This window comes from Lentimicrobiaceae bacterium (genome assembly GCA_020636745.1).
Taxonomy (GTDB): Bacteria; Bacteroidota; Bacteroidia; order Bacteroidales; family Lentimicrobiaceae; genus Lentimicrobium.
Genome location: JACJXH010000006.1, coordinates 179,781 through 192,762 on the forward strand (window position 1 = coordinate 179,781; position 12,982 = coordinate 192,762).

Consider the following 12,982-nt stretch of genomic DNA (forward strand, 5'->3'; position numbering starts at 1 on the left):
GTATACAATGAGTTTTGATTGTTTTCATTCGCCGGTTTTAATAATTGATACCTTTGCGCTATGGTGATGAAAATAGATGCTTCACGGTTATATGAGCTGAAGGTTGCGCTTCCATTGATTGATGTGCGCTCTCCGCTTGAGTTCGAACAGGGGCATATTCCCGGCGCTGTAAACATTCCTTTGTTCAGCAATGAAGAGCGGGCTAAAGTTGGTACGCTTTATCATAATGCGGGTCGCGAGGCCGCCTTGTTGCTGGGCCTTGATTTTGTTGGACCGCAAATGTCGGGGTTTGTCAAAAAGCTCAACGGACTTTGTCATCATAAACCCAAAGAGGTTATTGTTTATTGCTGGAGGGGCGGGATGCGAAGTGGTTCAATGGCCTGGCTTTTCAGTACTGCTGGCTTTAAAGTACATCTTCTTGAAGGAGGTTACAAGGCTTACAGGGCTTTCATTCGTGAATTGTCCGGTGCTGGTAAGCCCATTGTCGTATTGGGCGGAATGACAGGTTCAGGCAAAACTGAGATTTTGCATAAGCTGCAGGAGAAAGGCGAACAGATAATTGATCTGGAACGATTAGCCTGCAATAAAGGTTCTGTTTTTGGGTATCTTGGACAGCCGGTTCAACCAACTAACGAACAGTTTGAAAACGACTTGTTTGAAGCATGGAATAAACTTGACTCAACAAAACCGGTATGGATTGAAGATGAAAGCCGTTCAATAGGTGCTGTGGGTATTCCCGGGCCGTTTTTTGAACGTATGAAATTATCGCCCATGTTAATGATTGATGTGCCTCCGCAAGTAAGGGTTCAGCGGCTTGTTCATGAGTATGCGGTGTTTGACAAGGCATTGCTTGCCAATGCTCTTATAAAAATTGCACAGCCTCTCGGAGGGCTTGTTTATAATGAGGCATTGGTTGCCATCGAAGAATGCCGGTTTGCCGAAGCCATAAACCTTGTTTTGGGGTATTATGATAAAACCTACCGGAAAGCTCTTCAAAAGTTTGTCAATCGCGAAATTTTTGAAGTTAAAACTGATACCGGCGATGCAAATATAAATGCCGGATTATTATTAAAGACTAAACCAAACATGATCAAAGTGCCCTTTTTGTAATTCACATTCTAAAGGGCGAAATCATTTTTATTATTTATAGCTTTCAGATCTTTTTCTATGAACCAGATTTATCTTGACTATAATGCGACGACTCCCATTGCACCTGAAGTAGCCGCTGAAATGCGCCCATTTATTGATGAGTTTTTTGGAAATCCATCCAGCAGTCATCTTTTTGGAATAAAAACCCGCGGCGCGGTTGAAAAGGCCCGGTCAAGGGTTGCAGCTCTTTTAAATTGCCGGCCGCAGGAAATAGTGTTTACCAGTGGGGGTACTGAATCGAATAATATGGCAATTAAAGGTGCTGCTTTTGCAATGCGTGCTCATGGGAATCACATTGTCATTTCTGCTGTTGAGCATCCGGCCGTCACCGAAGTTACCCGGTTTCTCGAAAATCATGGATTTGAGATTTCTATTGTACCGGTTGACCCTATGGGTATGGTTGACCCGGATGATGTGAAAAAAATGCTGCGTCCTGAAACAATTCTAATTTCGGTTATGCATGCCAATAATGAAGTTGGTACAATTCAACCCATTGCTGAAATTGCGGATATTGCCCGTAGGCATGGAGCTTTGATGCATACCGATGCGGCGCAATCATTGGGTAAAATTCCGGTTGATGTTAAAGCACTGGATGTTGATTTGCTTTCGGTTGCCGGACACAAACTATATGCTCCTAAAGGGATTGGGGTTTTATTTATCCGTCATGGGGTAAAAATTGAAAAGCTGATGCATGGGGCTGACCATGAACAGAATTTGAGGGCAGGAACCGAGAATGTTCTCGAAATTGTTGGACTGGGCAAGGCTTGCGAAATTGCAGGCCGCGACTTGGAAAACAATCTGATTCATCTGGCAAAAATGAAAAACAGACTGTACAGGGGGTTGACAGAAAAACTGGGAGAGCTTCATGTAAATGGTCATCCTGACCGTTGTTTGCCCAATACACTGAGCATTGGGTTTAAGAATCTGAATGCTGTAATGCTCCTACAGGCAATGGAGGGCGTGGCTGCTTCGGCTGGAGCTGCATGTCATACAGGAACAACCGGCGATTCATCTGTTTTAGGGGCGATGAAAGTTTTACCTGAATTTTCGCAGGGAACTATAAGATTCTCAACAGGCCGTAATACAACCGAAGCTGAAATTGATGAGGCTGTAGAACAGATTGTGCGTGCTGTTCATTCCTTTGCACCTGAATCAGGTGCTCAGTCTTCTTTTTCAGAAAATAATGATACAGTCAGGTTAACTCAATTTACACACGGATTGGGTTGTGCCTGTAAAATGAGGCCTGCCGATCTGGAAAAAGTACTTGCCAATATGCCTGCTGTTCATGATCCCAGGGTTATGGTTGGCGCTGATAAGCGCGATGATGCTGCGGTTTACCGTTTAACAGATGACCTGGCACTGGTTCAGACAGTTGACTTCTTTACACCTGTTGTTGACGACCCATATACTTTTGGGGCCATTGCTGCCGCCAATTCGCTCAGCGATATTTATGCAATGGGGGCTAAGCCTGTTTTTGCGCTCAATATAGCCGCTTTCCCTGTAAACCGTCTGCCATTGAATGTGTTGGAGGCTATTCTGAAAGGTGCATCAGATAAAGCATCCGAAGCTGGTATCTCAATCCTTGGAGGACATTCTATTGAAGATACAGAGCCGAAATTTGGCATGGTAGTCAGTGGATTGGTTCATCCTGATAAAGTGCTGTCAAATGATGGTGCCCGGCCTGGTGATTTATTGATTCTGACGAAACCTATCGGAACTGGCATTATTGCTACTGCAGCCAAGCAGGGCATTGCTGAGCCGTCGAGCATTTCATTGGCTATCAAAAATATGGCTTCACTGAATAAGACAGCAGCCGAGCTTATGCTCAAACGAAAGGTAAATGCTTGTACTGATGTAACCGGATTTGGACTTTTAGGGCATTTGCATGAGCTTACAGCCGGATCGGGCGTCAATGCCGAAGTAAGGTTTAATGACATCCCGTTTATTGAAGGTGTTCAGCAATTGGCTGCAGCGGGTGCAATACCGGGAGGGACAATAGCAAACACAGATTTTGCAGCTGATTTTACCGACTTTGGTGTGCTTTCTCAAACTGATAAATACCTGCTTTGCGATGCCCAGACTTCGGGGGGCTTGCTTATTGCGCTGCCTGCTGACGAGGCCGGAATTCTTCTTGCCGACCTGATTGAGCATGAAATTATGGCTGCTATTATCGGAAAAGTTACCGGTTGGGGAGAAGGATCAATTCAGGTGGTTTTTAATTCATAAAGGCAGATCCTGATTTTCGGCAACTTATTATCTTTAGTTTTAAGTTAACCTGGAATATTGTGTTTATTTGATAAAATGTAAAACCGGCTGTAAGCTCAGGTTCCCCGAATATCTCTTATAGTTGAAATAGGGCACAAGTCAGGAACAATTCAAAGCTAACAGCCGGTTCGTAAGGGAAGATTTACAAGTATTTTTAATAAACTTTGAAACAGAAGTTGTAGTTACTTATTTATGTCTGGTATGTAAAAAAGTAATGCGCCGGGTTTGAAAATAATTAAAAATAATTTACATTACGTTGATTTATAGTAAAATATGTGTTTAATAAATTTACAATTAATAGGGTGGTGGTAAAATTACGGTGTGTTATCGGATAGTTCACATTTGAGTGTTATAATGCAGGGAAAATGGTTGTTGCTCTGATGGCGTCAGAGGGAGGGGGCATTCACGGAGAATGTTTGATTGTTTGTTTTAAACATCCCGCTTTGGTTCAGGTTTGTTTTTCCATCGCTTATGCGACCAAAGATAATAAGCCGGTTGCCGGCGAATGTCATTTTCAAGCAAAGCAGCATAAGTGCTGAGGATTTCCCGCTCGCTTTTTTGTTCCTGTGGTTCGGATATTGGAATAAACTGAGCTGTATAATAACCCCGCTTAACTTTTGTGATGGATAAATAGACCACAACTGAGCCTGTTGCCCGTGCCAATTTAGCGCCTCCGTTGAACAAAAGGCTGGGTTGATGAAGAAAGTGAAAGCAATAATCAGGGTCTTTATGATTGGGCGACTGGTCGCCAATAAAAATATAAAGTGCCGGATAATCTTTTTTACTGAGAATAAACCGGCCGGCTTTGCCCATTGAAAGCAATTTCATGCCAAATTTGCCCCTGATTTTATTCATAAGTATTTCGGTTATTTTATTGGAGAGGGGCTTGTATAAAGTGTAAATGCTAAATCCGAAATAAAGTGGCAGCATTATCCCCCATTCCCAATTACCATGATGACCCGCAAGAGCTATTACATTGAGTCCCCTTGAATGATAGTCATTGATCATTTCTGGATTTTCAACTTTGAATCGTTTTTTTGCTTCTTCTGATGTTAATCCCTGGCTTTTGATTACTTCAGTAAATACATCAAAAAAATGCACGTAAAATTGGTTGACCAGCTTTTTAATTTCTTTGTAGTTTCTTTCGGGAAATGAACGGGCTAGGTTTTGAACAATAACGTCGGAGCGGTAATGAAATATTCGGGAAGCGCAAAATCGTAAGAAGGAAGCCTTAAAGTACAGAAGTTTTAATGGCAATTGTCCGGACAGCCTCGTTAATGTGAAAAGCAGAAAAGCAATTGATTTGTGTAAAAAATTCATTATCCGATATTTATAATCTTTGTTCTGGTAGCCTTCTCTGGTCTTCAAAATTACAAAATTACTTAATGATAGTTTAAAAATGAGTGTGGACTTCTGGTTTTATTAACTTTCGCTTGCATATTTGGAAACTTCAGAAATCAAAACAGCCTTTAGCTTGTAATTCTGCTTGATTTCTCACCTTTAAAAAATTGACGGTAATTTCTAAGAAGAGTGAGGATGTTTTCTGAAATACTGTCCTTTTTATTTTTTAAATCGTTCTGTTTGTGATTTTAAGTGCCTGGCGCCGGGAACAAAAGTATATCCTATCATGGTTGTAAGGTCATTTCCTATCCTAAACCCGATGTCAAGACTTCCATGGCCGATGCTCCAGCTTATACCTGTTAGCAAAAATGGATTAATCTTACTGGAAGTATTTCCTTCGGTGGTAGAAGTATTGTTGCTGATTTCAACTCCAAGGTTAGGGTTAATCCTAAGTTTTTTAACCGGAAAATAAATTTTACTACTCATGCCTATGCTTGAAATGCTTGTTGAGGCGGAGTTTTCAAGATACCCGTTTTTACTTATGGAGTAAGTCGCGGCCAAATCCCATCGGTTAAGAAGTAAAAAGAAACCGATGCGCGTGTTGAATGCTATGTTTATATATTCCGAGGTGTTTAGCTGAAACAACCCTCCCAGATAAAAAAACCAGGGATGTTGATTTGTTCTTAAGGAATTTACAGATGGTATATTCTGCGGAATAATACTGTTTAAATCCCATTTTTCGAGCAAAAGAGCATTGTTGTTTTCAAGGTTTCTTCCCCAGAGTTCATTTTTTTCTTCATATTGCACAACTATCAGAGAATTTTGCCATGAATTGGTCAGAATGTTCATGATTGCATACTTGTCGCTTATTTCCAGTGTATTGTATTCTGGTGTTGCTACTATGGTCAGGGTGTTGTATTTATCAAGGTCGGCCGATTTAAAGTAGGTTGAATATTTTTGCAAAACGGATTGATAAAATGACTGAAATGCGCCAGATGAATTCTGGGCCCATACAGGCTGCATACTTAGCTCAATAAAAATCAATACCAGTATTACTTTTTTCATTTGTATTGTTTTCTTTTACCAAAATAGAAACTCCGGCCGATGGAAAAGCCAAAAGTGGATGGGTTATCTTTAGAAGCTGCAACATTTATATCCCAGAAAATGTCATAGCTTGCTGTTCTTTTGCGGTTCATAAAGCTGGGCCCTGCTGATATTTTGAAATATAGCGCTTTTATATCTTTCCCAAAACTTGCATTTACTCCTGAGCCATAAACCAACACTTTCCAACGATAATAAGCCGAAGCCCCAATGTTTACTCTTGTTAAACTATTCGAATTTTGAAATCCTAAGTCGACAGCTACATTAGACGACTTGCCGATAAAGTATCCCATTCTTGTGTTGAAGCTTGCATATCCGGATGTAAACATTCCGCCTGCATATGCCAGCATTTGAAAATTATCAGATTCTGGGTTGTTTTTTTTATTTTGATTACTCTGATGAGGCTCTTTTTGTACATTGATTTTACTATTTACCATGTCCAGCCTTTGTGAAAGAAATTTTTTCTTTTCATTTGCTTCCGGCGTATTTCCCGTTTTTAATAGAGCTTTTTCTATTGCTTGTGATGATTGTTTTAGCATCCCTGCTTTTTCAAGGGCTATACTGTAACCTAAGTATGGTAAATACTCTTCCGGAAAAAAACTGATAATTTCTTCAAACTGAAGCATTGATTGTAAGTTCATGTTTCTGGCAACCAGTTTGTTGGCTGTCTTTAATTTGTTGATATAGTCGTTTTTTGTGAAGCTGGTGGTGGTATTTTTGGTTTTATAAGTTGAATTGAGTGAGGCTGCATTGGCAGATATCCATGCAGGGGCAAATGAATTATCCGTATTTCCACGGATTGCTTCTGAAAGTTGTTCGTGGCCAATTAAATTGAATAATTGAGCTGTAAAATACCGCACTTCCTGATTTTGTGCATTGTTTTGCCATAATTTGTCCAATTTCATAAAGGCTGCATCAATAATTCCATTTATTCCAAGGGCATAGGCAAATTCCGAAGCGAGTGTAATGTTATTTGAGTCAATGGCGGCCAACTGGGCGTATGTTGAAACAGCACCTCTTATATCGCCCGAAAGCAACATCATACGCGCTTTGTTTATACTCATGGGCTCACGTGTAATAACACTGTTAACTGACGCTGATGTGGCAACGGCCTGCGGCTTATTATCTTCATTAAATGTTTCTTTTTCACCATTTTGATAGATTATCATCCTGATGCTATTACGTGGAATTGTGTAAACAGGACCTTTGGGGTTGCTATATTTTCTGTATTCAATTTCCGATTCTGAAACTTTTGCTACGGTGGCTTCTATTATGGTATGATCCGTTTTGTAAATGTAGTCCTGGCCCGATAACAGTAACGGCGAAATTATAAATGCAAATAGGCATAAAAGCGAAAGCCCGGTTTTCGGCACTATAAAGTTCGGAGGTGTAACTTGCCAGTCTTTCATTGGTTATTCAGAGTTTGAGTTTTTCCTGATAACTATAACTGATATTGTTAATTACATCTGTATATCGTTCTTCGATGATCAATTGAACTTCGTTTCGCGATTGCTTAAAAAAATCGGCCAGTTCTTTGGCATCGCTTTCCATTTGGTTTGCCAATTGCTTTCTCTCTTTTTCTTTTGCCGATATTTGTTTTTTTAGAGAAGATATTTCGCTTTTGTAGAGTTTGCTGTCGCTTTTATAGGACTCAAGTTTCGCTTTTAAGGGCTCTGTCTGAAGGTTGATTTCTTTGTCCCGATTGCTTATGTATTCCACTTTTTTATTCCATGTCGGTATCATTGCATTGATCTCCGAAAGAAGGTTAAAGTGCCATATTTCCAGTTCTGTTAATGGCAAAATGTAATCAGCAATATTTTGACTAAATTTAATGCCACTGAGCTTGATTTGGGTTGGTTTTGTCCCCTGCGATGGGTCTGTTTCAAATGATTTTATTTGCTGAGAAGTTAAATTGTAGGTGTTTTTTACCGCCGAAATTTCATTTTCTCTGATTTCCTGTAGCTTTTTTGTAATTGCTAAACCATCTTCAATTACCTGGGTTTTCACTTGTTTGTACCTGATTCGCAATTCATTTAATTGAAGTTTTAATGCATTTACTTCTGCTGAATAGCGTTTTGAATCTATATTTTTCTTTTCCCGCAATTCTTTTTCTTTTAAATCGATTTGTTTCTCAATTTCATTGATTTTTGCAATGGAGAGTTTTATCTGTGTATCCCAGTTTTCAATGTATTTTGTTAGATCGTTTGATTCTTTTTCAATAAAAGTTAGCAACTGCCCGATAGGCGCTACATAACTGAAAGCTGTAAAATCGAGGTTGTTCAAAGTTGAATTATGGTCAGTTATACTGGTGGGCGCAGCTTGAAATGATGGGTTTGGCTGAGGGGCAGTTTTTGCTGCAGAAGCGGTTTCTGTAACAGGTTGTATTGATACAGGTGGTGTTTCGGCAACGGGAGGAATCTGAGTGTAGTTCTTCTCAACAGCTATTTCAGGATTTGATTTATTCTCATCTTTATTTCGTTCATTTTCCATGGCAATCGGTAATGGCAATTGTTTGCTCTGGGCTTCTTTCATTGCTTCAATTACCGGATCTGATACATTTTCCCTTAAACTCTTTAATTGTTTTTCGCTCAAGTCGAATTGCACGATTGAACTCTGGATTACATCAATAATTAGTTCGTCGGCAAGCTGTGCTTTTGCCATGCGTAATATTGTACTATTAGTAAGAGTGTCGGAGCTTTGGGCATGCAGACTTAATGCAAAAAACAAACTGATAATCAACAATAGAGCTCTTCTCATAGTATTATTGATTTTAAATGTATTAAGGTGTGTCAGTTGAGCGGTTTTTCATTGCTTTCTTCATGGCCATTATGACTTCAGAGGAAACTTGTTGATTGGAAAGCTCAATCATGGCATCTACACTCAGGTTGAAATTTGGTTTTGAACGGTTAATTCTTTCAATAATCTGATTGTCAGAAAGTCCGATGATTACTAATTCAATGATTGATTTATTGGTAAGTGTTTCCTGAAAAGAGGTTACTTCGGGTTTTATCGATTTGTCATTTTCTTGCGGGATAGTGAAGTCTGAACCTGAGATACGGATCATCTGTTTGGCTTCCGGATTATAAATGATCAATCCGTAAAAATAACTGAGAAAACCTCCTGTTTTATCAGTCAATACTGCCAGTTTGTTGTCTTTAATGGTACAAACCATTTGTTCAGAAGAGAAAAATATCCTGTTTTCTGTTGTGTCAACGGCAATGGATTTAACATGAGTGCCTGATGGGAAAGAAGCTATTGCTGTTAGCTTTTTGTCCTTGGGATTGTACTGAAAAATGGCATTCTGATTGGAAAAAACAATAGAATTGTTGCATTCAGCTACGGATAAAATGGGGTATGGCATTTCAAGTAATTTGGCATACTTTCCTTTGCCACCCAGAGCATAAATCGAATATTTGTTTTTGACATTATTTTTATCATAAATGTACATCGCCTGTCGCCCGCGGCTGATTCCCATTCCTTTGTCAGGCAATTTATACAATTGTGCCAGGTTGCCCGATGCATCCATATAACACAGTTTGTCATCTGTGATAACCATTAATAGACTGTCAGGTGTAAAAGCAAATGAATTGATGGTGGTCTGGCCTTTGTTTCCGTAAGGAGCAAGCCCGCCCCATCCTAACTGGTAGAAGCAGTTAGTGGAAGAGATGAGAATTAAGTTTCTGGAAGTGAAATCAATAGAGTGGGTTAAGCCCTGATTCAAATTGATGTCTTTGAATAGCTGGCTGTTTAACAAAATTTCATAGCGGGTAGAATCGCTGCCAGAGGCAAGGGCAAAAGCTAAAGAAATATAAATGTAAAAGCAGAGGCTCAAAAATATTTTTACAAGCTTACCCATATGACAGTTTGGTTATTTTTTACCGGTCAGGTTATTCCAGAAATCCAAAGCAGTTGAAGTGTATCCATAAACGGTTTCAGCTCCATGAACCAGGCCAAGAACAGGCTTGGTAATAAAGCCGGTAACCTGACCAGTGATAGCATTTACAGCCGTTGTACTTGTGGCGTTGATGACAACCTGCCCTGGCAGATTATTCGCACTCTCAAGAGCCTGATTGTCGTTTCCACTTGCGAGGTTATTTACAACGCCCTGAATGCCGGAGATGGTTTCATTGGTCGTGTTCAGCATAAAATCTCCGATTATGCCCGGTAAACCAGGGGCTTGCCCAAGGGCTGTCAGTAAAGCAGCTTCTCCAACAGAAGTGCCGGCGGGTATTGTGCCACTTTCATCTATGTATTGGTTAGTGCCAACCTGCTGTGTTTCATTAAAACCCATATTATTCCACCATTCATCGCGTTGGCTTATTTGTTCCGAAGTTGTAAGCAACTGAACTGTTGAGCCTGTAATATCAGGCTCTGATGTGTTTACATTGGCAGCAGTATTGCTGTTATTGGGCTCATTTACCGGTAATGTTGTTTCAAGTTCGTTCAACTGGTTGAAATAAAACTGATCAAATTCATTATCTCCGGTAAGCGGAAAGTCCTGTATTGGAAGTAAATTCTCCATATTGACCGGATTGCCAAGTGATTGCATTCTTTGCAGATAATTGTTTATCCAGTTCTCAATCTCCTGGCTTTGGTGAGGGGAGAAAAAAGCATTTCCCTGCATTAGTCCATCAATGGATACATATCCGGGAGCGTTGTAGTCCAGTTCAAAATTTGCAACAATATCAGAACCTGAGCAAGGGGTACATGTATAAAATACTCTGCACATGCCTATATACTGATTGTCATCATTATATATTGGTGTACTTACTTCGTAACTCATAATAAGTTGCCTTAATGATTCACAATCGCTCTGAGTGGGTATTGAGGGGGGGAATGTGATGGGTTGTATATAAGGAGTATATGATCCACACGGGCCGGCATATGTCAGGGTTGCTGTAAAATTCCAACCCTGAGCAGATAAAATTTTATCAAAACCAGAGAAAATAACAAGATTGAAAATGAGAAATGACGTAATTATAAAACGCTGTTTTTGCGTAAAGTAACGACCTTTCATTGGCGCTGAATAAAGTGCTAATTTAATGTTTTTATAAGAAAAGTCAAGTGTTTTGTTGATTTATCATTTGATGGGAATGGAGCCGTTAACTTTAATAGTTTTTTACAATATTAAACACATAAAAAGACCAGTCCGGGAAATTTGTATTATTTCCTGAACTGGTCGTAAGATCATGACTAAATTATGGGTCGATTCTTAAGAAAATACACTGTGTGGCAGGAACTCCTGAAGGAGATTCGAGTGCTACTCCTGCCCAGCCTCCGGGCAGTGGAACATATCCTTCACCGTTGGCAGCAGCTGCTAAATACATTGCAGTAGCTATAGCTGTACCAGCCGGAACCTGACCATGTTCAGCCATATTCCATGTTGGATCTTCAATTTTCCAGAAAGCCTGCTGGATGTCAGACCATGTATATCCCGGAAACATATTGAGATGGTTGATTAACCAATTAGCTTTATCCCAGCTTAAATCTTTGCATGGGCCAGTCATAAATTCTGGATACAGAGAACTGCGGACATCTAAGGTGTATGTTTCTGGTAAGGCGATAGTTACCTGCCTGTTGAAACAGTTCACGCCATAGCTTATGTTGCTTATATCGTAACCATCACCTATGCCTGAAAGTGTTACATCGAAATATCCTACAACATTATCCTGCAGAGGAATTATACCCGGGATATGGTTAATTGTTGTAACAGTGCAGGTCACTGGCAAATTCATATATGGAGGTAATTGCAGGTCGGTGTTACTCAGATTGCAACTGCCTAATACAAAGTCAACCACACCATCTTCTCCTGCATCAATGGTTTGATCATCTTCAAATTCCCATTCATGGAATTTTAAATATTCAAATACATTGCCAACTTTTACCAGAACCCAAAGCTCAAATTTAAAGAGCTCTCTGTCAATTGATAAATTATCAGGATATCTTACGCATACCGGAGCTCCAACTCCCCAATTGGCATCTTCATTGTCATTGGTGAAATCCTCATTGTTAGGAACTGGTGTCCACACCTGATTAACCATCTTTAACGCATTAATTTTAAAGATGGCAGGCATATCGATTTGTAAGCCTGTACTTTGGTTTTCGTAATTTGAGCCTATATAATCTGCCGGATGTTTGAAGCAGATATCTCCGAAGAAACATTGTTCACGAATCACGATTTCATCAAATTGAGCCCAGTTAAAACCAAATTTATCGTAAGAGTCAGGCATATAGCACAATACTTCTACCGGAATTTCTGCTTTTGAAAATGCACTAACTGAAAAATCAAATGAAACATGGCTTGTTGTGTATTCAGCATACTCAGCTTGTTCGGTAGGCGTTGCCATTATTAATGTTCCATCAACTTCTGTATACAATCCAAAGAACTCAACAGTATAATTGGTTGGTGAATCGTCTGGATTTACATCAAGTTTGATTGCCTGAGTGTACATATTTCCATCAAGCGTAAATACCTGAGGCCAAAAATCTCCTTTTCCTTCAATGGTTATTTTGGCTACTGTCGGAGTTAAAATATTTCCATTGTCATCTGTGGGGCAAAGCCAATCGCTTTTTAGACCGGTACTCGGGTCTACTTTAATAGCTGAAAATGTTACTTCCTGTTGTCTTACAGTTGTGTCGGTTTCCTTTTTTTGGCAACTGAACATGGCGCCTATTGCCAGAATAATAAATAAAATCTTTTTCATTTTTTGATGATTTTAGGTTGGTACTGGTCCGGGATGAAAGTGAGAAATTCACTTTTAAGGATGTGTTTTGTATGCCGGACATAAATCGTATTTCTTCGTCATTGATACTGACGATAAACCGGAGGTAAATCGGAAATTTTTTTGTTCCTGGTTTATGCATAATGACTATAAAAGCCATTGGTGAAGTGATCTGCAATTTTTCATTTTGCTTTTTTTTCTCAGGCTGAAAAAGTAATTGGGTTATATGATGATAATTGACGTTTGGGCTTCATCTTTATTGGTAAGCAGTTCATATGATGGTGAATTCATCCGATGGTTTGTTTTGATAACTGGCGGTTATTAGTTAACTCATTTGGTTTATTATCATCTGTGATAGCGTCTATTAACCAGGCCTGGTTTGAGCCCGATATGGAGTTAAGGGT

9 protein-coding genes are annotated in these 12,982 nt (G+C 39.6%); 2 read left to right on the top strand and 7 right to left on the bottom strand.

What is annotated here, in order from left to right; translation table 11 throughout:
- The first annotated feature begins 60 nt into the window (after nucleotides 1-60).
- Both mnmH and selD read left to right on the top strand, forming a co-directional pair.
- On the top strand, nucleotides 61-1,110 hold the full coding sequence (gene mnmH / locus H6541_10785) for a tRNA 2-selenouridine(34) synthase MnmH (protein MCB9016270.1): 1,050 nt from the start codon (nucleotides 61-63) through the stop codon (nucleotides 1,108-1,110).
- 57 nt (nucleotides 1,111-1,167) lie between these two features.
- Nucleotides 1,168-3,375 (top strand): selenide, water dikinase SelD, encoded by a 2,208-nt coding sequence (selD, locus tag H6541_10790; protein ID MCB9016271.1) that lies wholly within the window; start codon nucleotides 1,168-1,170, stop codon nucleotides 3,373-3,375.
- Nucleotides 3,376-3,843: 468 nt separating this feature from the next.
- On the opposite strand, the gene H6541_10795 is transcribed toward selD, so the two are convergent.
- The 7 genes from H6541_10795 to H6541_10825 form a co-directional block, all read right to left on the bottom strand.
- Nucleotides 3,844-4,734, bottom strand: a complete 891-nt coding sequence (locus H6541_10795) for a lysophospholipid acyltransferase family protein (GenBank protein ID MCB9016272.1) — start codon at nucleotides 4,732-4,734, stop codon at nucleotides 3,844-3,846.
- Nucleotides 4,735-4,974: 240 nt separating this feature from the next.
- Nucleotides 4,975-5,820 (bottom strand): hypothetical protein, encoded by an 846-nt coding sequence (locus H6541_10800; GenBank protein ID MCB9016273.1) that lies wholly within the window; start codon nucleotides 5,818-5,820, stop codon nucleotides 4,975-4,977.
- Nucleotides 5,817-7,265 (bottom strand): hypothetical protein, encoded by a 1,449-nt coding sequence (locus tag H6541_10805; protein ID MCB9016274.1) that lies wholly within the window; start codon nucleotides 7,263-7,265, stop codon nucleotides 5,817-5,819. Before H6541_10805 ends, H6541_10800 begins: the two co-directional genes overlap by 4 nt.
- Before the next feature lie 7 nt (nucleotides 7,266-7,272).
- On the bottom strand, nucleotides 7,273-8,613 hold the full coding sequence (locus H6541_10810) for a hypothetical protein (GenBank protein ID MCB9016275.1): 1,341 nt from the start codon (nucleotides 8,611-8,613) through the stop codon (nucleotides 7,273-7,275).
- 22 nt (nucleotides 8,614-8,635) lie between these two features.
- Nucleotides 8,636-9,712, bottom strand: a complete 1,077-nt coding sequence (locus H6541_10815; protein MCB9016276.1) for a hypothetical protein — start codon at nucleotides 9,710-9,712, stop codon at nucleotides 8,636-8,638.
- Between the two features lie 12 nt (nucleotides 9,713-9,724).
- On the bottom strand, nucleotides 9,725-10,873 hold the full coding sequence (locus tag H6541_10820) for a hypothetical protein (protein MCB9016277.1): 1,149 nt from the start codon (nucleotides 10,871-10,873) through the stop codon (nucleotides 9,725-9,727).
- Between the two features lie 181 nt (nucleotides 10,874-11,054).
- On the bottom strand, nucleotides 11,055-12,560 hold the full coding sequence (locus H6541_10825) for a hypothetical protein (protein MCB9016278.1): 1,506 nt from the start codon (nucleotides 12,558-12,560) through the stop codon (nucleotides 11,055-11,057).
- Between the last annotated feature and the right edge of the window lie 422 nt (nucleotides 12,561-12,982).

Bases quoted from the DNA above. Each gene is read 5' to 3' on its own strand.
- selD (MCB9016271.1), top strand. From the start codon at position 1,168: ATGAACCAGATTTATCTTGACTATAATGCGACGACTCCCATTGCACCT.
- H6541_10805 (MCB9016274.1), bottom strand. From the start codon at position 7,265: ATGAAAGACTGGCAAGTTACACCTCCGAACTTTATAGTGCCGAAAACC.
- H6541_10815 (MCB9016276.1), bottom strand. From the start codon at position 9,712: ATGGGTAAGCTTGTAAAAATATTTTTGAGCCTCTGCTTTTACATTTAT.
- H6541_10820 (MCB9016277.1), bottom strand. From the start codon at position 10,873: ATGAAAGGTCGTTACTTTACGCAAAAACAGCGTTTTATAATTACGTCA.
- H6541_10825 (MCB9016278.1), bottom strand. From the start codon at position 12,560: ATGAAAAAGATTTTATTTATTATTCTGGCAATAGGCGCCATGTTCAGT.
- H6541_10810 (MCB9016275.1), bottom strand. From the start codon at position 8,613: ATGAGAAGAGCTCTATTGTTGATTATCAGTTTGTTTTTTGCATTAAGT.
- H6541_10800 (MCB9016273.1), bottom strand. From the start codon at position 5,820: ATGAAAAAAGTAATACTGGTATTGATTTTTATTGAGCTAAGTATGCAG.
- H6541_10795 (MCB9016272.1), bottom strand. From the start codon at position 4,734: ATGAATTTTTTACACAAATCAATTGCTTTTCTGCTTTTCACATTAACG.
- mnmH (MCB9016270.1), top strand. From the start codon at position 61: ATGGTGATGAAAATAGATGCTTCACGGTTATATGAGCTGAAGGTTGCG.